The organism is Delftia sp. 60 (assembly GCF_002754395.1).
GTDB classification, from domain to species: Bacteria; Pseudomonadota; Gammaproteobacteria; order Burkholderiales; family Burkholderiaceae_C; genus Comamonas; species Comamonas acidovorans.
In genome coordinates, this window is record NZ_PEFD01000001.1 from 3,025,941 (window position 1) to 3,047,289 (window position 21,349).

Consider the following 21,349-nt stretch of genomic DNA (forward strand, 5'->3'; position numbering starts at 1 on the left):
TGCCGGCAGCCTGCAGAAGTTCAGCGGTTGCGGCCCGCCAGCCGCACGGCCAATGCCGCCGCCGATGCCGCGCAGGCCAGGGCCACCACGCCGCTCCAGCCCCACTGCGCCAGGGCCAGTGCGCCCAGCGCCGAGCCCGAGGCCATGCCGATGAACACGCCCGTGAACAGCAGCGCATTGAGCCGGCTGCGTGCCGCAGGGTCCAGTCCATACACCAGGGTCTGGTGCGCCACCAGCGTCGCCTGGATGCCGAAGTCGAAACCGATGGCGCTGGCCACCAGCAGCGGCAGCTGTGCGCCGGCCGGCAGCCAGGGTGACAGTGCCAGCACGGCAAACGACGCCAGGGCCAGGCCCGCACCCAGGCAGGTCACGCGCTGCGGGCCGCTGCGGTCGGCCAGCCGGCCTGCCAGCGGCGCGGCCAGCGCACCGGCGGCGCCCGCCAGACCCAGGGCGCCGGCTGCGGCGCTGCCCATGTGGAACTGCTGGTGCAGCATCACGGCCAGCGTGGACCAGAAGGCACTGAAGGCCACCGACAGCAGGCCCTGGGCCAGGGCCGCACGGCGCAGCGCGGGCTGGCCGCGCCACAGCTGCACCATGGAGCCCAGCAGCGCGCCATAGCCCAGTTGCGTGGTCGGCCTGAAACTGGGCAGGCCGCGCCACAGGGCCACCCCCAGCAGTGCCATGGCAGCGGCGGCCAGCAGGTAGACGCTGCGCCAGCCGCCATGCTCGGCCAGCAGCCCGCTGACCACGCGCGACAGCAAAATGCCCAGCAGCAGCCCCGTCATCACCGTGCCCACCACCTTGCCACGCTGGTGCTCGGGCGCCAACGCGGCGGCGGCCGGCACCACATCCTGCGCCAGGGTGGCGGCCAGGCCCACGGCCAGGCTGGCGGCCAGCAGCGGCGCCAGGCCCGGGGCCAGGCCGCTGGCCAGCAGGGCCAGCATCAGCGCGGCAGTCTTGGCCAGGATGATGCGCCGGCGGTCCATGCGGTCGCCCAGCGGGGCCAGCAGCAAAATGCCCAGCGCATAGCCCAGCTGGGTCAGCGTGGGCACAAAGCCCACGGCGCGCTCGCCCGCGCCCAGGTCGGGGCCGAGCACGCCCAGCATGGGCTGGCTGTAGTAGAGCGAGGCCACGCCCACCCCCGCCGTGGTCGCCATCAGCAGCACCAGCGACCGGGGCACGCCGGATGCCTTTTCGCTGGTGGCCGCTTGGTTATGCGTAGATTGAATGCAAGACATGTTGATCCGCCGATACGGCGTGTTTGAGAAACGATGGCCGTAGTGTGGTGCGATGCAGCAACCCACGGTAGTGGCTGCATCCGCAGAATCGATATACGCTTGGCGTATGACCATCGACGACCTCTCCCTGCCTTCGGGCGCAGACCGCATCGAACTGCTGCAGACCTTTGTGCGCATCGTCGAAAGCGGCAGCCTCTCGGCCGCCGCGCAGCAGATGTCCACCACCCAGCCCACGGTCAGCCGGCGCCTGCAGACGCTGGAGCGCGCGCTGGGCCTGCGCCTGCTGCGGCGCTCCACCCACGCCATGGCGCTGACCGACGACGGAGAGCGCTGCCTGGCCCATGCGCGCGAACTGCTCGATACATGGCGGGCGCTGGAGTCCGACCTGCGCGGCGCCCAGGACACGCCGCGCGGCCTGCTGCGCGTGGTCGCTCCCCACGCCTTCGGCCAGGACCAGCTCATGGCGCCGCTGCTGCAGTTCCTGGGCCGCCATCCGGCCGTCAAGGTCGAGTGGCTGCTGCATGACCGCCAGCCGGACTTCATTGCCGAGGGCATCGACTGCGCCGTGCAGGTGGGCGCCGTGGTCGATCCATCGGTGGTCGCGCTGCGCGTGGCCGAGGTGCCGCGCATTGCCGTGGCCGCGCCTGCCTTGCTGGGGCAGGGCAGCGTGCCCCAGCACCCGCGCGAGCTGCAGGGGCTGCCCTGGATTGCGCTGCGCACCTTCTACCAGCGCGAGCTGGAACTGCACCGCGTGGGCGATGAGCGGGTGTGCAAATCCTGGCGCCTGCAGTTCGAGCCCCGGCTCAGCACCGACAGCCTTTATGCGCTGCGCAACGCCGCCCTGGGTGGGCTGGGCGCGGCCCTGGCCTCGGCCTGGATCGTGCGCGACGATCTGGAGGCGGGCCGCCTGGTGCACCTGGCCCCGGATTGGCAGGCCGCGCCGCTGCCCGTGCACCTGGTGTATCCGCCGGCGCGCCACCAGCCGGCGCGCCTGCGTGCCTTCATCGCGGCCATGCGGGAGGTCATGCCGGGACTCACCGGAATGCGCGCGCCGCTGCCCTGAGCCGTTCGCCCGCCGCTGTTGCGGCGGCGCGTCACCGGCCGGTTTGCCAACGGTAAGCATGGCAACTGCATAGGATAATAAGAATCATTTGCGATCTTCTTCGCGATTGGCTTTTCCTCCATGCCGTCCCCCTCCACGCTACAACCGCCCGCCGAGCCCCTGCTGGCCCAGCTGGTGCAGCACTATGACGAACTGGTCGGTTTCCTGCGCCACCGCTTCGGCGACGAATGCCAGCCCCGCGAAATCGTCAACGAGCTGTGCCTGCGGTTGATGGAGCGGCCCGTTCCCCAGGGCATTGCCAACCCGCTGGCCTTTCTGCGGCATCTGGCGCGCGACCTGGCCATAGACCGCCACCGGGCCCAGGCGCGCCGGCCCGAAACGCCCTTCGATGGCGCCGAGCTGGAAGAGCGCCTTGCCCCCGCCGCCGCCATGCCGCTGTCCCCGCCCGAGCTGGCCGTGGCCGCCGCCCAGCGCCAGCGCGCGCTGCTGGTGGCGATAGAGCAGTTGCCCCAGGCCAGCCGCGAGGCCTTCATCCTCACCAAGCTCTACGGCATGCCGCAGGAAGAGGCCGCACAGCGCATGGGCATCTCGCGCGGCATGGTGGCCCGCCATCTGGCGCGTGCGCTGCGCGATGTGCAGCCCGTGCTCACGGCCGACCATGCCGCCTGAGATCACGCGCAGCACAGGCGGCACGCGCAGCGCGCGCCAGGTTGCTTCTGCGCGGTCTTCGGGGCGCAGCGCCCATCTGCCCGTCGATGACGCCCTGGCCCCCTTTGCCGACATGCTGCGTCGGCACCTGCCCACGCCCGAGGAAATCGAGCAGGCCGCCGCCCAGCGCCAGAAGCTGCGCCAGCGCAGGGCGCTGCGCGCAGGCACGGCTGCGGCCCTGGCGGCGCTGGCGCTGCTGCTTTGGGCCGACCCCGCGCTGCAGCGCCAGACCCTGGCGACCGCCGTGGGCCAGCGCCAGAGCTGGCAACTGGCCGATGGCAGCGAGGTGCGGCTGAACACCGGCTCGCGCGTGCAAGTGGCGCAGCACCTGCGCTCGCGCCGCCTGGTGCTGGACCAGGGGGAGGCGTCCTTCGAGGTATCCCATGCCTTCTGGCACGGCTGGGTGCCCTGGCTGCAGCGGCCCTTCACCGTGCAGGCCGGCGGCGTGGTGGTGCAGGACATCGGCACCGTGTTCGGCGTGCACCGCCATGAGGATGGCGCCGACATCACCGTGCTGCAGGGCAGGGTGCGCGTGCATTCCATGGAGGGTGGCGGCGCACCCGTGGAGCTGTCCACCGGCCAGCACCTGCGCACGCGCGCCGGCCGGCCGCTGCCGCAGCTCGTGCCGGCAGAGGCGGGCGACGGCGCCGCTGCCCTGGCCGCCCTGGCCTGGCGGGAGGGCCGCCTGGTGCTTGACGGCACGCCGCTGTCCGAGGCCGTGGCGCAGATGCAGCGCTACCGCAGCGCCCCCATCGTGCTGGCCGACCGGCATGCGGCGCAGCTGCGCATCTCGGGGCAGTTCGACCTGGACCGCATCGACCAGCTGCTGGACCTGCTGCCCCGCCTTGCGCCCGTGCAGGTGCGGCATGAGGACGGCGGCCGCGTGCTGATCTCCACGCGCCACAGGTAGGCGCAGGTAGGCGCAGGTAGGCGCAGGTAGGCCGCCCGGCAGTTGTCCCTGCAGCCGCTGGCCTGATCCAGAAATTTTCCGTGGCCATGTGTACAAACCTGCGCGCTGCAGCGGCTTACAGGCAGACCGGCATCGCGCCCGGGCCCGATAAGGCCCTGGAGGGGCCTGCCGCCACCGCCGTACCCCGTATTCCGTACCCAACGCCTCAGGAGAGATGTCGCCATGAACCCTTCCCCTACCGTCACCGGCCTGCCGCGCCTTCGCATCGCGGCCCTGGCCGCCGCACTGTGCATTGCCGGCCTGGCCCATGCCCAGCCCCTGGCCGTGGACCTGCCTGCCCAGCCGCTGGCCCAGTCGCTGAACGCGCTGGCGCGCCAAAGCGGCGCCCAGATCATCTTCCTCACCGATGTGGCCCAGGGCCTGCAGGCGCCCGCGCTGCGCGGCACGCTGGAAGTGCGCGAGGCCCTGCAGCGCCTGCTGGCCGGCAGCGGCCTGCAGGTGCGTGCGCAGGATGAGCGCACCTTCACCGTGGAGCGCAGCGGCGGCCCGGCTGCCAGCTCCGGCGCGGCAGGCGCCGTCATGGCAGAAGTGCGCGTGCTGGCCTCGCGCGCGGAGGACACGGCCTACTACGCCCCCTCGGCCGCCAGCGGTACCAAGACCGAGGCGCCACTGCGCGACGTGCCCCAGACCATCAATGTGATCCCCCAGCAGGTCATGCGCGACCAGGCCGCCACCTCGCTGCAGGACACGCTGCGCAATGTGGCCGGCATCGGCCTGTCGCACGGCGACGGCCAGCGCGACCAGGTCAGCATCCGCGGCTTTACCAGCATCGGCGACCAGTTCGTGGATGGATTCCGCGACGATGCGCTGTATTTCCGCGACCTCTCCAACATCGAGCGCGTGGAAGTCGTCAAGGGCCCGGCCGCCGTGCTCTATGGCCGGGGTTCCTCGGGCGGCCTGGTCAACCGCGTGACCAAGAAGCCGGGCGTCAATGTCTCCGACGTGGCCGTAAGCGTGGGAAGCTGGGCCGACAAGCGTGCCGAATTCGACGTGGGCCGCGCGCCCGAGGGCAGCGACTGGTCCTGGCGCGTCACCGGCGCCGCCGAAGACGCCAACAGCTACCGCAGCCAGCAGTTCCTCAAGCGCGAGACCATCGCCCCCTCCGTCATGTGGAAGCCGGACGGCAACACCTCGCTGACGCTGCAGGCCGAGCTGCTGCGCGACAAGCGCGTCACCGACTTCGGCATTCCCGCCTACCGCGGCCGCCCCGTGGATGTGGCGCCCGGCACCTACTACGGCTCGGCCAATGCACGCGATGCGGACACCTCCGAATCCACCGTGGGCTCCTTCACCGCCACCTTCAACCACCGCTTCTCGGACACGCTGCGCGTGCGCAACGCGCTGCGCTACTACCACTACGAGCTGGACCGCCAGAACACCTTGCCGGCCGGCACCACCAACGAGGCGGCCGGCACCGTGGCGCTGACCCGCTCGGGCGTGGACCGCAACGAGCACGGCATCTTCAACCAGACCGAGCTGATCCAGAACTTGCGCACCGGCAGCGTGCAGCATGAAGTGCTCTACGGCCTGGAGCTGGGCCAGCAGAACAAGGATGCGCTGTCCTACAGCGGTGGCACCCTGGCCAACGTGAACCTCTGGAACCCCGTGCTGCCCGTGGCCCCGCTCAACGGCGGCGGCACCCTGAGCGGCAGCACGCTCAACCGCTACCTCACGCGGGCCCTGTACCTGCAGGACCAGGTCACGCTGTCGCCGCAGTGGAAGCTGCTGGTGGGCCTGCGCTATGACCGCTTCGGCCAGGAAACCGACAACCGCCTGGCCGGCCAGAGCGACTTCAGCCGCACGGACTCCACCTGGAGCCCGCGCGCCGGCCTGGTGTGGCAGCCCGATGCCGTGCAGTCCTATTACCTGTCGGTCAGCCGCTCCTACCAGCCTTCGGCCGAGATGTTTGCGCTGTCGGCCACCAATGCCGCCATCAAGCCGGAAAGCACCACCAACTATGAAGTGGGCGGCAAATGGGACCTGATGGACGGCAAGGCCATGGCGACGGCATCGCTGTTCCAGCTGGAACGCACCGACATCAAGACCACCAACCCGGCCCAGCCCACCCAGCTGATCCCCATCGGCACGCAGCGCACGCGCGGCCTGGAGCTGTCGCTGTCCGGCGAACTGCGCCCCGGCACCCAGGCCACCTTCAGCTACGCCTACCTGGATGCCGTGGTCACCGAATCCACCACCGTGGACGCCGGCCAGCCCGTGCAGGGCAAGCGCGCCACCATCACGCCCAGGAACTCCCTGTCTGTCTGGCTCACCCAGCGCCTGGGCGATGCCTGGACCGTGGGCGGCGGCCTCAACTACGTGGGCGACCGCTTTGCCAACCCCGGCAACACCGTCACGCTGCCCGCCTACACGGTGGTGGATGCCATGGCCCAGTACCGCATCGGCCGTGCCACCACGGTGCAGCTGAACCTGCGCAACCTGTTCGACCGCCGCTACATCGTCTCGGCCCACGGCACCAGCCCCAACCTGAACCTGCCCGGTGCGCCGCGCAATGTGATGGTGACGCTGCGGCACAGCTTCTGAGGCCGCGCCGGCAGCGCCGGCCTCTCCAAAAGACAAAGGCCCACGCAAGTGGGCCTTTGTCCATCCGGGCCGTGCCGTTTACTCGGTCGCCTTCTTCAGCGATTCCTTGGCGTTGTCTGCCGACTGCTTGGAGCGCTTCTTGTGGTAGTCCGACTTGACGTTGTTCACGGCCTTGCCGACCGGCCCGCTGTCCTTGGCCTTGGCGTCGGCCTGCTTTTCCTTCACCTTGTGGTCTGCGGCGTCGGCGGCCTCGGAGGCAGCCTTGCCCACCTGGGCGTGGGCGGTCGACAGGCCTGCGGCGAAGGCAAGGGAAATGGCGGTGGCAAGCAGCAGTTTTTTCATGGAATAGATGTCCGGTGATGAGGTGGCTGCATGGTGCGCCAGTGCGCTGGTGCCGCCTTGTAGGAGCAGGACTGTGCTGTGCGCGGGCACTGCGGCCCAAGCGCAGAAGGGCTTCCGACGGTAGCTTGCTTCGGTGTCCGACATGGGGCAGCCGGCCGAGCTTCTAGCCTTGGACCAACCCCCGCCAACACCCAAGAAGGACACACCATGATCACAGCCGAACCCACCATGACCAACCTCTTCGATCAGCTGGGACTGGACTCCAGCCCGGAGGGCATCCGTCAGTTCATTCTTTCGCACCGCCTGGAGAAAAACACGCTGCTGGTGGACGCGCCGTTCTGGACCGACGCGCAACGCGCCCTGTTCTCGCAGCAGTGGCATGCCGATGCGACCTGGGCGCTGGTGGTGGACCAGCTCAGCGAGGCCTTGCATTCCGAGCCCGACCTGGACGCCGTGCCTGCCCCAGCGGCTTCCGAGCACGAGCAGGAAGCGCGTCCCTGATCCTGTGATGCAACCGCTTGCGATGAATCCGTGCTGCTTACAATTTTCGCGGCGCATTCAACCCATTTGCCTACGGAGTCGCTCACATGCTGACCTCGAATGGTCTGGCGTCGGCCTCTCCAGGCTCCGACGCTCTTTTGCCCCTTGACCCGGGCCACGCCGTTCTGGATGCGTTTCCCGACGCCGTCTTTGTCGTCGGGCTCGACGGCCGTCTGGCCCACTGCAACCGCCAGGCCCGCAGCCTGCTAGACCACCCCGGAGATGCGCTGGAGGGCAGCGTTTTCGAAGAGCGTTTCGTCGCCCAGGCTGCGCGTTCAGGCTGGGCAAGCCGCCAATGGGAGCCTCCTGCCCAGGCCGCACAGCCTAGGCAGTCCAGCTGCTGGCCGCTGCTGACCTGTTCAGGGCGCGAGCGGCCCGTGGCTTCGAGCACATCGCGCATACGGCTGCCGGACGGCAGCCCGGCGTTGCTGCTGTGCGTGCGCGAGGCCGATGCGCACCCGCCTGCAGCGCCGCCGCCCCTGTCCAGCCCGCTTTCCAGCGCCGAGCGCAGCTTTGCCTTGCTGGTGCAAAGCGTGACCGACTATGCGATCTACATGCTCGACCCCGAAGGCCGCATCGTGAGCTGGAACCTGGGCGCCAAGCGCATCAAGGGCTATGAGGAGGAGGAGGTCCTCAACACCCATTTCTCGCGCTTTTACACGCCCGAAGACCAGCAGGCCGGGCTGCCCCAGGCGGGGCTGCGCACGGCGGTCAGCACGGGCCGCATGGAGGCCGAAGGCCTGCGCGTGCGCAAGGATGGCTCGCGCTTTTGGGCCTCGGTGGTCATCGATGCCATCTACGATGACGGCCGGCTGATCGGCTTTGCCAAGGTCACCCGCGATGTGACCGAGCGCAAGGCCGCCGAATCCCAGCTGCGCCAGGCCTTGAAGATGGAGGCCATCGGCCGCTTCACGGGCGGCGTGGCCCATGACTTCAACAACCTGCTGATGGCCGTGCTCAGCAGCCTGGAGCTGCTGCGCAAGCGCATGCCGCCCGACGAGCGGCTGCGCGCGCTGGTGGAGACTGCCACGCGCGGCGCCCAGCGTGGCGCCTCGCTGACCCAGCGCATGATGGCCTTTGCGCGGCAGCAGGAATTGAAGACGGAGGCCGTGGACGTGGCGGTGCTGCTGTCGGGCCTGCAAGGCCTGCTGCAGCAGGCGGCCGGCCCGCATATCTTTCTCAAGATGGCCCTGGCCGCCAACCTGCCGCGCATCCTCACCGACCCCAGCCAGTTCGAGAGCAGCATGCTCAACCTTGTCGCCAACTCGCGCGACGCCATGCCGGGCGGCGGCGTCATCAAGATCGCGGCGGCCGTGGAAACGATGCTGCCGCGCCAGCTTGCAGGCCTTGCCGCAGGCTCTTATGTCTGCGTGCGCGTGGAGGATACCGGCGAGGGCATGGACGAGCAGACGCTGTCCCGCGTGGTCGAGCCCTTCTTCACCACCAAGGGCGTGGGCAAGGGCACCGGCCTGGGCCTGGCCATGGTGGACGGGCTGGTGGCCCAATCCGGCGGCAAGCTCGTGCTGCACAGCACACCGGGCAACGGCACCACGGTGGAGATGTGGATGCCCATCTCCAAGGACGAGAGCACGGCCTGCCACCTGGGCACCCAGCGCACGCAGGACGTGGGGCCCATGGACGTGCTGCTGGTGGATGACGACCCGCTGGTGCTGGCCAACGCCTCGGCCCTGCTGGAGGACCTGGGCCACCGTGTCACGGCCCTCGGCGCCGGGCAGGAGGCCATCGACCTGCTGGCGCGCCAGGCACGCTTTGACGTGGTCATCTCCGACTACGCCATGCCCGGCATGAACGGCGTCGAGCTGGCCGAACACATTGCGCAGCGGTATCCGGGCTTGAATTTCATCCTGGCCAGCGGCTTTGCAGACATCCCGGCGCTGCCGCCTGGAATGACGCGGCTGGCCAAGCCGTATTCACAGGAGGATCTGAGCCAGTTGCTGCATCAGTTGGTGAGGGCGTGAGCCCCCATGGAGATGGCCTGCGAAGCGTTTTCGCAAGCCATCACATCAAGATGGCAGGGTGGAAACAATGGCGCGATTGGCCTGCAGGTGGGCTTCAATCGACGCCAATTGCGCGTCGTAATCACTGATGACTTGCTGTGCGGAGGTACTCCGCGGCATCCTTGTTTTTAGAAAAACAAGAACGGGTATGACGATCAAGGAAAGCATCCAGGCCAACGTGAGCGCAGTGTTGATGGCAGTCATCTTGATCTGGTTTTCTAGGGCAATCCAAAGCCAAAGCTGCCCATACATGCCAAGTCACCCGGCCGTATTCATTGCATGGCCCATGGGCAGCGAGCCGGGCAGTGTAGCGCTGAATGCGGCGGGTTTGGCCAGGCTGCATGCGCAGCCGGACCTGCTCCAGTTGTTTGCAGCCGTGGGGGAGGGCTCAGACACCTGCCTTCTCGAACAGCCGGCGCAATACCTGCATGGGCAGGAACCTGACCTTTCGCCGTTTCAGTTCCCGCCGGAACAGGCGCTCGCGTTCAATGAAGTTGATCTTGGGTTTCATCTTTTTTTGGGGCTGCAATGGACGAAACGCGCCAATCTACTGGTGAACGCCGCAGCTGCTGTAACACCGTGTCAGCGACGCTTCGGGATTGCCGGTTGCCGGTTGCCGCTCGGCCCTATGGCCCGCGCCATTGGGCATGCCGCACGCCAAGCTGCAGCTGCTGGATGCGGCGGTGGATGGTGGAGCGGCTGACGCCGAGCTGGCGCGCCGCCTCGGAGACGTTGCCCTGGCATTGGGCAAGCAGTTGCTCCAGCGCCTGTGCGGCGGGCTCGCTGGTGTTGCTGGCCAGGGCGGCGGTGCAGGGTGGGGTGCCGTGCAGTGCGTCGGGCAGGTGGTCGGGCTCGATGGTGCCGTCGCCATCGTGCCCGCACAGGGCTGCGGCGTAGCGCAGCGCGTTGTGCAGCTCGCGCAGATTGCCGGGCCAGGCGTGCGCGGCCAGCAGCGCGCGGGCCGCGTCGCCCAGGTGCAGATGGCTGCCCAGCGTGGCCAGCATCTGGTCGGCAATGGCCTGCAGGTCGCTGCGCTGGCGCAGCGCGGGCAGTTGCAGCTCGGCGGCATTGAGGCGGTAAAGCAGGTCTTCGCGGAAGCTGCCGCGCCGCACCAGTTCGGCCAGCGGCCGGTGCGAGGCCGAGATGACGCGAACGGACACGGCCCGTGGCGCGCGGGCGCCCAGCGGGGTGATTTCGGATTCGGACAGGACACGCAGCAGCTTGGCTTGCAGGGCCAGTGGCATATCGCCGATCTCGTCGAGGAACAGCGTGCCTTCGTGCGCCGCGGCGATCAGGCCCTCGCGGCCCTTGCTGGAGCCGCCGGTCCAGGTGCCGGGCAGGTAGCCGAACAGCTCGCTTTCCAGCAGCGCCTCTGGAATGGCCGCGCAGTTGATGGCGACGAAGGCGCCGCTGCGGCCGCTGCTGGCATGCAGCGCGCGGGCCAGGTATTCCTTGCCTGCGCCGGTCTCCCCCTGCACCAGGATGGGCAGCGTTTGCGGCGCGAGCCGTGCGGCCTTGCGCAGCAGCGTCTGCAGCTTGGCATCGCCCGTGTCCAGCGCCTGCAGCGCTGCCGGCAGCGGGGGCTGCGCCGGCATGGCCTGCGCACGCAGGCGGCGTGTCGGGCGCTGTGGCTCCATGGCATGGGCGAAGAGGATGCTGCCGTCGCGGGCGCGGATGATGCGCTCCTGCGCCGGGCGATGGCGGCGCAGCTCGGGCAGGTGGCGCAGGTCCACGTCGAAGAAGCGTTCCAGCGGCTGGCCGATGAGCTTGTGGCGCTGGCGCCAGTCCAGCTGCGCGGCGGACACCAGCAGGCGGGCGCCCGCGTGGGTCATGGCGCGGATGCGGCCCCGTGCGTCCACGCTGATGGAGGCGTCGGGATCGACGTCGAGGAAATCGGGCGACTGCGCCAGGCGCACCACCCAGTCCTGGCCGGACTGGGCCATCAGGTTGGCCTGCTCCACGCGCCGCGCAGCGGCCACGACGAGGTTCAGCGCCAGGTTCTGGCTGGCCCGCTCGGCGGGCGAGCGCAGCAGCGACAGGTCCAGCACCGCCGCGAGTTCGCCGTGCATGTCGTAGATGGGCGCGGCCGTGCAGGACAGGCCGGTGTGGGTGAAGTCGAAATGGTCGCTCTGGTGCACGGTCAGCGCCTCGCCCGTTTCCAGGCAGGCGCCCACGGCCGAGGTGCCCGAGTGGTCCTCGCGCCACTGCGCGCCCAGGTACAGGCCCGCGCGGCGCAGGTCGCCAGCATCGGCCTCGTGCCCGAGGAAGTCCACGGCCACGCCGTGCCGGTCCGCCAGCAGCAGCACGTAGTCCAGGCCCTTGAGCTGCTGGTACAGCCGCTCCAGCGCATGGCGGGCGATGTGGATCAGCGGCTCGGACTCCTCGCGGTGCGCGCGCAGCTGGCCGTCGGTCACGATGTGGGCTTCGCTGGTATGCGCCGGGTCAAGCCGGTGGGAGTCGATGCAGCGGCGCCAGCTGCGCAGCACGGCGCGGTCGCGCTCTTGGCCGCGGTTGGAGTAGCCGAGGCCGAAGGCTTCGATTTCCTGGATGTGCGAGGCGTAGGACTGCAGGGGCATGGCGTGGAGTCGATGCGGGCTTTGAACGTGCCGCAGACGATTCTGTGCCCTGCACGGTGCAGCGCCAATCAAGACTTACCCACTGCCCCTGCTGCGCTGCAGCACGCCTGGTGCGACAGGTGTCGCAGGGCTGCCCCACCTGTCGCGGGCGGCAACGCCGGGCAGCGGGGTGCAAGGCGCAGGGTTTGTACCGGAGGCGCGCAGGCAACCCCTTGATTTGCCTGGCGCATCCTGCCGCCGGGCCTGCCTGGCATGGTGATTGCGTAAGAACGCCTGCCCGAAGAAAAACCAGCGGGCATGAACGCATCAAGGAGACAACCATGACCGATACGACGCCCAACGCCCGCGCCAAGGCGCTGCTAGACCAACTCAACCATGCCCTGGGAGACCGCGACTTCGCGGCCGCCAGCCGCCTGTTCGCCGATGAATGCTACTGGCGCGACCTGGTGTTGCTGACCTGGAACATCAAGACCATGGAAGGGCGCAGCCAGATCGCCGACATGCTGGCTGCGCAGCTGGACGCCGCGGCGCCCGTGCGCTTTTCGCTGGACGAGCGCGAGGCGGTGGAGGAGGCCGATGGCGTGGTGTCCGCCTGGATCGTGATCGACACGCGCCATGCGCGCGGCGGCGGCCATGTCCGCATCAAGGACGGGCGCATCTGGACGCTGCTGACGGCCGCCCAGGAGCTCAAGGGCCATGAGGAACCCATGGGCACGCGCCGCCCGATGGGGGCCGAGCACGGCATCCGGCGTGGCCGCCAGACCTGGCTGGAGCGCCGCCAGCAGGAGGCGCAGGAGCTGGGCCGCGACAAGCAGCCTTTCGTGCTCGTCATCGGCGGCGGCCAGGGCGGCATTGCGCTGGGCGCGCGGCTGCGCCAGCTGGGGGTATCGCACATCGTCATCGACCGCCAGGCGCGCCCCGGCGACCAGTGGCGCAACCGCTATAAATCGCTGTGCCTGCACGACCCGGTCTGGTACGACCACCTGCCGTACATGCCGTTCCCGGACAACTGGCCCGTGTTCGCGCCCAAGGACAAGATCGGCGACTGGCTGGAGATGTACACCAAGGTGATGGAGGTCAACTACTGGCCCTCCACCGATTGCCTGAACGCCCGCTTCGATGAGGACGGGCAGGAATGGGAAGTGACCGTGGAGCGCAACGGCGAGACGCAGGTGCTGCGCCCCAGGCATGTGGTGTTCGCCACCGGCATGTCGGGCAAGGCGAATGTGCCCAAGATCAAGGGCCAGGACGTCTTCAAGGGCGAGCAGCAGCACTCGTCCCAGCACCATGGCCCGGATGCCTATGCGGGCAAGAAGGTGGTGGTGATCGGCGCCAACAATTCGGCGCACGACATCTGCGCGGCCCTGTGGGAGCACGGCGCCGATGTGACCATGGTGCAGCGCTCGTCCACGCACATCGTGCGCTCCGATTCGCTGATGGACATCGGCCTGGGCGACCTGTATTCGGAGCGCGCCGTGGCCAGCGGCGTGACGACCAGGAAGGCGGACCTGATCTTCGCCTCGCTGCCCTACCGCATCATGGCCGACTTCCAGGTGCCGGTGTACGACCGCATCCGCGAGCGCGACGCTCAGTTCTACCGCCAGCTGGAGGCGACCGGCTTCATGCTGGACTTCGGGGATGACAACTCGGGTCTTTTCATGAAGTACCTGCGCCGCGCCTCGGGCTACTACATCGACGTGGGGGCCTGCGATCTGGTGATCGACGGCAGCATCAAGCTGCAGGCGGGCAAGCAGATCAGCCACCTGTCGGAAAACGCGGTGGTGCTGGCCGATGGCACCGAGCTGCCGGCGGACCTGGTGGTCTACGCGACCGGCTATGGCTCCATGAACGGCTGGGTGGCCGACCTGATCAGCCAGGAGGTGGCAGACAAGGTGGGCAAGGTCTGGGGCCTGGGCTCGGACACCACCAAGGACCCGGGACCGTGGGAGGGTGAGCAGCGCAACATGTGGAAGCCCACGCAGCAAGAGGCGCTGTGGTTCCACGGCGGCAACCTGCACCAGTCGCGCCACTACTCGCTGTACCTGGCGCTGCAGCTCAAGGCGCGGCAGGAAGGCCTGCCAGTGCGTGTCTATGACCTGCAGCAAGTTCATCACCTGCGGTAAGGCCGAATAATCGCCATGGGGCGGCTGTGCCGCCCGCCAACCCAGCCTTGCAAAACAGAAAGTTCAATCATGAAAGCAGCACGTTTCTACGACCGGGGCGACATCCGCATCGAAGACATCCCCGAACCCGTGGTGGAGCCCGGTACCGTGGGCATCGAGGTGGCCTGGTGCGGCATCTGCGGCACGGATTTGCATGAGTTCATGGAAGGGCCGATCTTCATTCCGCCCTGCGGCCATCCGCACCCCATCTCGGGCGAGTCCGCACCCATCACCATGGGGCACGAGTTCTCCGGCGTGGTGTACGCCGTGGGCGCGGGCGTCGACGATATCAAGGTCGGTCAGCACGTCGTGGTGGAGCCCTACATCGTGGCCGACGACGTGCCCACGGGGCCGGGCGACCACTACCACCTGTCCAAGGACATGAATTTCATCGGCCTGGGCGGGCGCGGCGGCGGGCTGTCCGAGCGGATTGCGGTCAAGCGCCGCTGGGTGCACCCGATCTCCAATGCCATTCCACTGGACCAGGCCGCGCTGATCGAGCCGCTGTCCGTGGGCCACCATGCCTACACCCGCAGCGGCGCGAAGGCGGGTGATGTGGCGCTGGTCGGCGGCGCAGGGCCCATCGGCCTGCTGCTGTCCGCCATCCTGAAGGCCAAGGGCCTGACGGTGGTCATCACCGAACTGAGCGCCAAGCGCAAGCAGAAGGCGCGTGAATCGGGCGTGGCCGATCACATCCTCGACCCCTCCGAAGTGGACGTGGTGGCCGAGGTGATGAAGCTCACCGGCGGCAAGGGCGTGGATGTGTCGTTCGAATGCTCCAGCGTGAACAAGGTGCTGGACACGCTGGTGGCCGTGACGAAGGCCACGGGCGTGGTGGTGATCGTGTCCATCTGGAGCCATCCGGCCACCATCAACGTGCACAGCGTGGTCATGAAGGAGCTGGACGTGCGCGGCACCATTGCCTACTGCAACGACCACCAGGAAACCATCAAGCTGGTCGAGGAGGGCAAGATCAACCTTGAGCCCTTCATCACCCAGCGCATCCAGCTCGATGACCTGGTGGCGCAGGGCTTTGACACGCTGATTCACAACAACGAATCGGCGGTGAAGATCATCGTGCAGCCACGGCTCAGGTAGCCCGGGCGGCAGGCCTGAATCGAACCCGCTGCGATCAGGAGCGGGTTCGCCTGATGCCTGCCGTGCGGTCACACGCTGCACAAAGAAAAAAGCCCTTGATTGAATCAATCAAGGGCTTAGATCATTTTGGCGGAGAGGGCGGGATTCGAACCCGCGGTGGGGATTAGCCCACACACGCTTTCCAGGCGTGCGACTTAAACCGCTCATCCACCTCTCCGAAGACCGCGATTCTAGCATCGATTTTTGGGAGCTGCGGCGAAGTTGCCTGCCTGCGTGATCGGCATGCCTTGGACGGCTGGCACTTGCGGCATGGCCCGCACCTGCGCCTGCAGCCACGTGCACAGGGTGTCGAGCCGGGCAGGCGCGGCGGTGCTGCGGCGCAGTGCCAGGTAGCGGTAGCCGGAGGCCGTGAAGCCGAAGGGGGCCAGCAGGCGGCCGGCCTGCACGTCGTCCATCACCAGGTGCCAGGGAGCAACGGCTGCACCCAGGCCGCGCAGGGCCGCTTCCAGCGTGAAGTAGTAGTGCTCGTAGACGGGGCCGGCCGCTGCGGGTGGGGCCATGTCCATGGAGGCGGCCCACAGGTCCCAGGCATCGCGCCGGCCGCGCGTGTGCAGCAAGGGGAGGCTGACCAGGTCCTGGGGCCGCGCGACAGGCCCGGCCATGGCGGGGGACATCACGGGGCCCAGGTACTCGTCGAAAAGCGGCAGGGCCAACTCGTCGTCTGCAATGGCCTGGCCGCTGTTGCCGCTGCTGTCGGTGGGGATGGCCGTAATGAGCAGGTCGCAGCCTTCGCGTGCAGCGTCGGTGCCGGTGTCCGTGGTGCGCAGGCGCACCTCGATGCCGGGGTGGTGCGCGTGGAAGTCGAACAGCCGGGGGATCAGCCATTTGACGGTGAAGGTGCTGAAGCAGGCCACGTCCAGCGGGCCTTCGTGGGCGTCGCCCAGGCTGCGCACCGCCTCATGGATCTGCTCGAAGGCCTGGGTGAGCGCGGGCTGCAGGGTGCGCGCCGCTGCGGTGAGCGTGGGGCGGGTCTTGGTGCCCGCGAACAGCGCCAGGCCCAGGTGCTGCTCCAGCTGCCGTACCTGGCGGCTGACGGCGCCGGGTGAGACGCACAGCTCGTCTGCCGCCGCCGTCATGCGGCCCAGGCGTGCGGCAGCTTCAAAGGCGCGCAGGGCGGCCAGCGGGGGCAGGCGGCGGGTCATGGGTGGGGTCATGAGTCGGGTCACGAGTCGGGTCACGGGCGGGTGGAGGCTATGTGAGTTCCAGGTACATAGAACCGGCCAAATCATCGCTTTTCAGGCAATGGGCTGGTGGATAGATTTGCCGCTTCGGCCGGCAATCCTGCGTGGATTCTGGCCGGACTCTCCCTCTCCATTCGATCCCAAAGCACATAGCACCATGCCCTTCGTCCACACCTATCTGCCCCAGTCCACCTCCACTTCCCAGCGCGATGCCGTCGTGCAGGGCATCCACCAGGCGCTGGTGCAAGGCATTGGCATGCCCGAGGACGAGCTGTTCAACATGGTGCACCCGTACGCTCCCGGGCAGTTCGCGTTCAGCCGCAGTTTCAACGGGGTGGCGCGTTCGGATGCGGTAGTGGTGGTCGAGATCACCATGCGGCGCGGACGCAGCGATGTGATGAAGAAGGCCTTGTATGCGGCCATTGCGCGCAACCTGCACGAGGGGGCCGGGGTTGCGCCGGCCGATGTGTTCATCTTCATGCATGAGAACGACTACTCGGACTGGTCCGTGGGCCATGGGCGCTTCGCCATGGCACTGGTGCAGCAGACCGGCGCGCAATGAAAAACGGGCCGCGATGGCCCGTTCTTCGTGGGGTTCCGGCGGATCTCAGCTGGTGCGCTGTCCGGTCTGGATCATCTTCATGGCCGAGGTGATCAGGCTCGATACCTCGGTCATGTTGCTGGGAACGATCAAGGTGGTGGTGGCGTCCGATGCCACCTGGCTGTAGGCCTCGACGGCCTTTTCGGCCACCTTGAGCTGCACGGCCTGTTCGCCGCCGGGCTGGCGGATGGCGTTGGCCACGCGTTCGATGGCCTGGGCGGTGGCGTCGGCCACGGCCTTGATGGATTCGGCCTCGCCCTGGGCCTTGTTGATGACGGCCTGCTTCTCGCCTTCGGAGCGTGCGATGAAGGCTTCGCGCTCGCCGGTGGCAATGTTGATCTGTTCCTGGCGGCGGCCTTCGGATGCGGCGATCAGGGCGCGCTTTTCGCGCTCGGCCGTGATCTGGGCCTGCATGGAGCGCAGGATTTCGGCCGGCGGCGTCAGGTCCTTGATTTCATAGCGCAGCACCTTCACGCCCCAGTTGAGCGCGGCCTCGTCGATGGCGGAGACGACCTGGGCATTGATCATGTCGCGCTCCTCGAAGGTCTTGTCCAGCTCGAGCTTGCCGATCACGCTGCGCAGCGAGGTCTGGGCCAGCTGGGTGACGGCCATGATGTAGTTGGACGAGCCGTAGCTGGCGCGCATGGGATCGGTGACCTGGAAGTAGAGGATGCCGTCCACCTGCAGCTGGGTGTTGTCGCGCGTGATGCAGACCTGGCTGGGCACATCCAGCGGGATTTCCTTGAGGCTGTGCTTGTAGGCCACGCGATCCACGAAGGGCACGAGGAAGTTCAGGCCCGGCGTGAGCGTGCCGGCGTACTTGCCTAGGCGTTCCTTGACCCAGGCGTGCTGCTGGGGCACGACCTTGACGGATCGTGCGATGAAGATGGCCGCGATGACGGCGATGACGATGGCGATTTCCATGGTGTCTCCAAGCCCGGAGGGCATTCAGTGAAACAAGAGGGTGAGGCGAAGGGGCGCGAGGACTGCATCCCCAGGTGTGCGCAAGAGGTGCAGCGGTGGCTCAGAGCTTGTCCACGAGCAGCCGGTTGCCGACGACCTCGGCCACGCGGTGCATGCCGGCCGAGGGCAGGTTGCCCGGGCGGCCGATCACGGTCCATTGGGCGCCACGGTAGCGGACCTGGGCCGTGCCGTCGGAATTCCATTGCTCGACCATGACGGACTCGCCTATGTCGAGGTTGACATCGCGGTTGCTCGATGCCGGCTGGCGGCTGGGCTGGCGGCGGCGCACCAGATAGCAGGCCAGCACGAAGGCGCTGCCCAGCGCGGCGGCGATGATGATCTGTGCAATGGGCGCCAGACCCGCATGCGCGCACAGCGCGCCGACGATGGCGCCCAGCGCCAGCATCAGCAGATAGAAGCTGCCGGTCAGCAGCTCGGCGATGACCAAGGCGCCGGCGACTAGCCACCAGATGGTGGAATATTCCATGCGTGAGACTCCCTTTGTGACAGTTGCTTGTGTTTAGTGCAGCACATTCTGGGTGAAAATCCGCACGCTTCAAAGGCGCAATAAGGATATTCCTTACACTTCGCGCCTGTTTCGTTTTTTGGCCCGCTCAGGTTACGGAGGCTGCCCCCATGAAGTTTCGCTTTCCCATCGTCATCATCGACGAGGACTACCGCTCCGAGAACACCTCGGGCCTGGGCATCCGCGCCCTGGCCCAGGCCATCGAGGAAGAAGGTTTCGAGGTGCTGGGCGTGACCAGCTATGGCGACCTGTCGCAATTCGCGCAGCAGCAAAGCCGGGCCAGTGCCTTCATTCTGTCCATCGATGACGAGGAGTTCTCGCTGGGCGATGGCGGAACCGATCCCGTGATCCACAGCCTGCGCAGCTTCATCGGCGAAGTGCGGCGCAAGAACGCCGATGTGCCGATCTACATCTACGGCGAGACCAAGACCAGCCGCCACCTGCCCAACGACATCCTGCGCGAGCTGCACGGCTTCATCCACATGTTCGAGGACACGCCGGAGTTCGTGGCCAAGCACATCATCCGCGAAGCCAAGAGCTACCTGGAAGGCGTGCAGCCGCCGTTCTTCAAGGCGCTGCTGGACTATGCGGAAGACGGCTCCTACAGCTGGCACTGCCCCGGACACTCGGGAGGCGTGGCCTTCCTGAAAAGCCCCGTGGGCCAGATGTACCACCAGTTCTACGGCGAGAACATGCTGCGCGCCGACGTGTGCAACGCGGTGGAGGAGCTGGGCCAGCTGCTGGACCACAACGGCGCCATCGGCGAGAGCGAGCGCAATGCCGCCCGCATCTTCAATGCCGACCATTGCTACTTCGTGACCAACGGCACGTCCACGTCGAACAAGATCGTGTGGCACCACGCCGTGGCGCCCGGCGACGTGGTGGTGGTGGACCGCAACTGCCACAAGTCCATCCTGCACTCCATCATCATGACGGGTGCGATTCCGGTGTTCCTCAAGCCCACGCGCAACCACTTCGGCATCATCGGCCCGATCCCGCAAAGCGAGTTCTCGGTGGAGTCCATCCAGGCCAAGATCGCGGCCAATCCGCTGCTCAAGGGCGTGGATGCCAAGACGGTCAAGCCGCGCGTGCTGACGCTGACGCAGTCCACCTACGACGGCGTGCTCTACAACACCGAGACCATCAAGAGCATGCTGGACGGCTATGTGGCCAACCTGCACTTCGATGAGGCCTGGCTGCCGCACGCGGCCTTCCACCCGTTCTATGGCAGCTACCACGCCATGGGCAAGAAGCGCGCGCGCCCCAAGCACTCGGTGGTGTATGCCACGCAGTCCATCCACAAGCTGCTGGCCGGCATCAGCCAGGCCTCGCATGTGCTGGTGCAGGACAGCCAGACCGAAAAGCTGGACCACCACCTGTTCAACGAGGCGTACCTGATGCACACCTCGACCAGCCCGCAGTACAGCATCATCGCCAGCTGCGACGTGGCCGCCGCGATGATGGAGCCGCCCGGCGGCACGGCCCTGGTGGAGGAGTCCATTCTGGAAGCGCTGGACTTCCGCCGCGCCATGCGCAAGGTGGAGGACGAGTTCGGCGACGACGACTGGTGGTTCGAGGTCTGGGGTCCCGAGAAGCTGGCCGATGAAGGCGTGGGCTCGGCCCAGGACTGGATCATCCGCGGCCATGACGCGGCACCCAAGCGCTCCAAGGCCAAGAACGGCAAGGAGTTCGACAACTGGCACGGCTTCGGCGAGCTGGCCGACGGCTTCAACATGCTGGACCCGATCAAGTCCACCATCGTGACGCCGGGCCTGGACCTGGACGGCGATTTCTCGGACACGGGCATCCCCGCCTCCATCGTGACCAAGTACCTGGCCGAGCATGGCGTGGTGGTGGAGAAGACGGGCCTGTACTCGTTCTTCATCATGTTCACCATCGGCATCACCAAGGGCCGCTGGAACACCATGCTGACGGCGCTGCAGCAGTTCAAGGACGACTACGACCGCAACCAGCCGCTGGCGCGCATCCTGCCCGAGTTCTGCCAGCAGCACCGCCGCTACGAGCGCATGGGCCTGCGCGACCTGTGCCAGCACGTGCACCAGCTGTACGCCAAGTACGACATCGCCCGCCTGACGACCGAGATGTACCTGTCGGACCTGCAGCCCGCCATGAAGCCCACCGATGCCTACGCCCACATCGCGCAGCGCAAGACCGAGCGCGTGGAGATCGACCACCTGGAAGGCCGCATCACCGTGGGCCTGGTCACGCCGTACCCGCCCGGCATTCCGCTGCTGATTCCCGGCGAAGTGTTCAACCGCAAGATCGTGGACTACCTGCTGTTTGCGCGCGAGTTCGCCAAGGAGTGCCCGGGCTTCGAGACCGACATCCACGGCCTGGTGGAGCTGCAAGGCGAAGATGGCGAAGTGCGCTACTACGCCGACTGCGTGGCCGGGACCGCGCCGGCGCGCAAGACGCCGGCAGGTGGCAAGCCTGCTGCGAAGAAGGCCGTGAAGACTGCAGCCAAGCCTGCGGCCAAGGCAGCCGCCAAGACAGTTGCCAAGGCAGCCGCGAAACCGGCAGCCAAGCCGGCCGCCAAGGTTGCCAAGGCCGCCGCGGTCACCGGGGTCAAGGCGCCTGCCAAGCGCCCCGCAGCGCGCAAGGCGCAGCCCGCCGCGCCTGAAGTCGGCACGGCAGCCAAGCCTGCACGCGGTCGCAAGATGGTGCAGGTGGGGGACGATGGTCCCTTCGGCCGCACGATCTGATCGCCGGGCCGGCTGACGGCCCATCAAAAAGGCGCGGGT

Annotated in this window: 17 protein-coding genes and 1 tRNA gene; 11 read left to right on the forward strand and 7 right to left on the reverse strand. The window is 67.7% G+C overall.

The window, feature by feature from the left end; translation table 11 throughout:
• Positions 1 to 20: 20 nt before the first annotated feature.
• A complete protein-coding gene (locus CLV01_RS13740) occupies positions 21 to 1,238 on the reverse strand; it encodes an MFS transporter (RefSeq protein WP_099734072.1) in 1,218 nt (405 codons plus the stop codon).
• 106 nt (positions 1,239 to 1,344) lie between these two features.
• On the opposite strand from CLV01_RS13740, the gene CLV01_RS13745 reads away from it, so the two are divergent.
• From CLV01_RS13745 to CLV01_RS13760, 4 genes are all read left to right on the forward strand, one after another.
• Positions 1,345 to 2,301, forward strand: coding sequence for a LysR family transcriptional regulator (locus CLV01_RS13745; protein ID WP_043823583.1), 957 nt, complete (start codon positions 1,345 to 1,347; stop codon positions 2,299 to 2,301).
• Between the two features lie 120 nt (positions 2,302 to 2,421).
• The gene (locus tag CLV01_RS13750) at positions 2,422 to 2,970 is read left to right on the forward strand and encodes an RNA polymerase sigma factor (RefSeq protein WP_013803066.1); all 549 of its coding nucleotides are present in this window, start codon (positions 2,422 to 2,424) and stop codon (positions 2,968 to 2,970) included.
• A complete protein-coding gene (locus CLV01_RS13755; protein WP_099734071.1) occupies positions 2,960 to 3,919 on the forward strand; it encodes a FecR family protein in 960 nt (319 codons plus the stop codon). Before CLV01_RS13750 ends, CLV01_RS13755 begins: the two co-directional genes overlap by 11 nt.
• A gap of 222 nt (positions 3,920 to 4,141) precedes the next feature.
• Positions 4,142 to 6,520: a TonB-dependent siderophore receptor gene (locus CLV01_RS13760; RefSeq protein ID WP_099734070.1), complete on the forward strand. Its 2,379-nt coding sequence runs from the start codon at positions 4,142 to 4,144 to the stop codon at positions 6,518 to 6,520.
• Positions 6,521 to 6,598: 78 nt separating this feature from the next.
• Here CLV01_RS13760 and CLV01_RS13765 read toward each other — a convergent pair whose 3' ends face one another.
• Entirely contained in the window at positions 6,599 to 6,862 is a 264-nt protein-coding gene (locus tag CLV01_RS13765; RefSeq protein WP_034398349.1) for a hypothetical protein, read from the reverse strand.
• Between the two features lie 207 nt (positions 6,863 to 7,069).
• Between CLV01_RS13765 and CLV01_RS13770 the strand changes: the two genes are divergently transcribed.
• The 3 genes from CLV01_RS13770 (at position 7,070) to CLV01_RS29110 (ending at position 10,123) form a co-directional block, all read left to right on the forward strand.
• Positions 7,070 to 7,363: a DUF2789 domain-containing protein gene (locus CLV01_RS13770; protein WP_012204803.1), complete on the forward strand. Its 294-nt coding sequence runs from the start codon at positions 7,070 to 7,072 to the stop codon at positions 7,361 to 7,363.
• A gap of 86 nt (positions 7,364 to 7,449) precedes the next feature.
• Entirely contained in the window at positions 7,450 to 9,381 is a 1,932-nt protein-coding gene (locus CLV01_RS13775; RefSeq protein WP_099734069.1) for a hybrid sensor histidine kinase/response regulator, read from the forward strand.
• A gap of 187 nt (positions 9,382 to 9,568) precedes the next feature.
• Entirely contained in the window at positions 9,569 to 10,123 is a 555-nt protein-coding gene (locus tag CLV01_RS29110; protein WP_180288391.1) for a hypothetical protein, read from the forward strand.
• Here CLV01_RS29110 and CLV01_RS13785 read toward each other — a convergent pair.
• Positions 10,047 to 11,996 (reverse strand): sigma-54-dependent Fis family transcriptional regulator, encoded by a 1,950-nt coding sequence (locus CLV01_RS13785; RefSeq protein WP_099734068.1) that lies wholly within the window; start codon positions 11,994 to 11,996, stop codon positions 10,047 to 10,049. The two genes, CLV01_RS29110 and CLV01_RS13785, sit on opposite strands and share 77 nt — an antisense overlap.
• A 320-nt stretch (positions 11,997 to 12,316) precedes the next feature.
• Between CLV01_RS13785 and CLV01_RS13790 the strand changes: the two genes are divergently transcribed.
• Both CLV01_RS13790 and CLV01_RS13795 read left to right on the forward strand, forming a co-directional pair.
• The gene (locus CLV01_RS13790; RefSeq protein WP_099734067.1) at positions 12,317 to 14,119 is read left to right on the forward strand and encodes an NAD(P)/FAD-dependent oxidoreductase; all 1,803 of its coding nucleotides are present in this window, start codon (positions 12,317 to 12,319) and stop codon (positions 14,117 to 14,119) included.
• Positions 14,120 to 14,188: 69 nt separating this feature from the next.
• On the forward strand, positions 14,189 to 15,256 hold the full coding sequence (locus tag CLV01_RS13795) for a 2,3-butanediol dehydrogenase (RefSeq protein WP_013803056.1): 1,068 nt from the start codon (positions 14,189 to 14,191) through the stop codon (positions 15,254 to 15,256).
• 127 nt (positions 15,257 to 15,383) lie between these two features.
• On the opposite strand, the gene CLV01_RS13800 is transcribed toward CLV01_RS13795, so the two are convergent.
• Both CLV01_RS13800 and CLV01_RS13805 read right to left on the reverse strand, forming a co-directional pair.
• A tRNA-Ser gene (locus tag CLV01_RS13800) sits at positions 15,384 to 15,473 on the reverse strand.
• Between the two features lie 13 nt (positions 15,474 to 15,486).
• Positions 15,487 to 16,458, reverse strand: a complete 972-nt coding sequence (locus CLV01_RS13805; protein ID WP_099734066.1) for a LysR substrate-binding domain-containing protein — start codon at positions 16,456 to 16,458, stop codon at positions 15,487 to 15,489.
• Between the two features lie 196 nt (positions 16,459 to 16,654).
• Between CLV01_RS13805 and CLV01_RS13810 the strand changes: the two genes are divergently transcribed.
• Positions 16,655 to 17,059: a tautomerase family protein gene (locus tag CLV01_RS13810; protein WP_099734065.1), complete on the forward strand. Its 405-nt coding sequence runs from the start codon at positions 16,655 to 16,657 to the stop codon at positions 17,057 to 17,059.
• Between the two features lie 45 nt (positions 17,060 to 17,104).
• On the opposite strand, the gene CLV01_RS13815 is transcribed toward CLV01_RS13810, so the two are convergent.
• A complete protein-coding gene (locus tag CLV01_RS13815) occupies positions 17,105 to 18,022 on the reverse strand; it encodes an SPFH domain-containing protein (protein ID WP_012204810.1) in 918 nt (305 codons plus the stop codon).
• A gap of 100 nt (positions 18,023 to 18,122) precedes the next feature.
• The gene (locus tag CLV01_RS13820) at positions 18,123 to 18,548 is read right to left on the reverse strand and encodes an NfeD family protein (RefSeq protein WP_012204811.1); all 426 of its coding nucleotides are present in this window, start codon (positions 18,546 to 18,548) and stop codon (positions 18,123 to 18,125) included.
• A 149-nt stretch (positions 18,549 to 18,697) separates the two neighbouring features.
• Between CLV01_RS13820 and CLV01_RS13825 the strand changes: the two genes are divergently transcribed.
• A complete protein-coding gene (locus CLV01_RS13825; protein ID WP_071955063.1) occupies positions 18,698 to 21,310 on the forward strand; it encodes an arginine/lysine/ornithine decarboxylase in 2,613 nt (870 codons plus the stop codon).
• Positions 21,311 to 21,349: the final 39 nt, after the last annotated feature.

Excerpts from the sequence above, each read along its gene's own strand:
- CLV01_RS13760 (WP_099734070.1), top strand. The coding sequence starts at position 4,142 with ATGAACCCTTCCCCTACCGTCACCGGCCTGCCGCGCCTTCGCATCGCG.
- CLV01_RS29110 (WP_180288391.1), top strand. The coding sequence starts at position 9,569 with ATGACGATCAAGGAAAGCATCCAGGCCAACGTGAGCGCAGTGTTGATG.
- CLV01_RS13745 (WP_043823583.1), top strand. The coding sequence starts at position 1,345 with ATGACCATCGACGACCTCTCCCTGCCTTCGGGCGCAGACCGCATCGAA.
- CLV01_RS13770 (WP_012204803.1), top strand. The coding sequence starts at position 7,070 with ATGATCACAGCCGAACCCACCATGACCAACCTCTTCGATCAGCTGGGA.
- CLV01_RS13810 (WP_099734065.1), top strand. The coding sequence starts at position 16,655 with ATGCCCTTCGTCCACACCTATCTGCCCCAGTCCACCTCCACTTCCCAG.
- CLV01_RS13750 (WP_013803066.1), top strand. The coding sequence starts at position 2,422 with ATGCCGTCCCCCTCCACGCTACAACCGCCCGCCGAGCCCCTGCTGGCC.
- CLV01_RS13790 (WP_099734067.1), top strand. The coding sequence starts at position 12,317 with ATGACCGATACGACGCCCAACGCCCGCGCCAAGGCGCTGCTAGACCAA.
- CLV01_RS13805 (WP_099734066.1), bottom strand. The coding sequence starts at position 16,458 with ATGACCCGCCGCCTGCCCCCGCTGGCCGCCCTGCGCGCCTTTGAAGCT.
- CLV01_RS13765 (WP_034398349.1), bottom strand. The coding sequence starts at position 6,862 with ATGAAAAAACTGCTGCTTGCCACCGCCATTTCCCTTGCCTTCGCCGCA.
- CLV01_RS13795 (WP_013803056.1), top strand. The coding sequence starts at position 14,189 with ATGAAAGCAGCACGTTTCTACGACCGGGGCGACATCCGCATCGAAGAC.
- CLV01_RS13775 (WP_099734069.1), top strand. The coding sequence starts at position 7,450 with ATGCTGACCTCGAATGGTCTGGCGTCGGCCTCTCCAGGCTCCGACGCT.
- CLV01_RS13740 (WP_099734072.1), bottom strand. The coding sequence starts at position 1,238 with ATGTCTTGCATTCAATCTACGCATAACCAAGCGGCCACCAGCGAAAAG.
- CLV01_RS13755 (WP_099734071.1), top strand. The coding sequence starts at position 2,960 with ATGCCGCCTGAGATCACGCGCAGCACAGGCGGCACGCGCAGCGCGCGC.
- CLV01_RS13815 (WP_012204810.1), bottom strand. The coding sequence starts at position 18,022 with ATGGAAATCGCCATCGTCATCGCCGTCATCGCGGCCATCTTCATCGCA.
- CLV01_RS13825 (WP_071955063.1), top strand. The coding sequence starts at position 18,698 with ATGAAGTTTCGCTTTCCCATCGTCATCATCGACGAGGACTACCGCTCC.
- CLV01_RS13820 (WP_012204811.1), bottom strand. The coding sequence starts at position 18,548 with ATGGAATATTCCACCATCTGGTGGCTAGTCGCCGGCGCCTTGGTCATC.
- CLV01_RS13785 (WP_099734068.1), bottom strand. The coding sequence starts at position 11,996 with ATGCCCCTGCAGTCCTACGCCTCGCACATCCAGGAAATCGAAGCCTTC.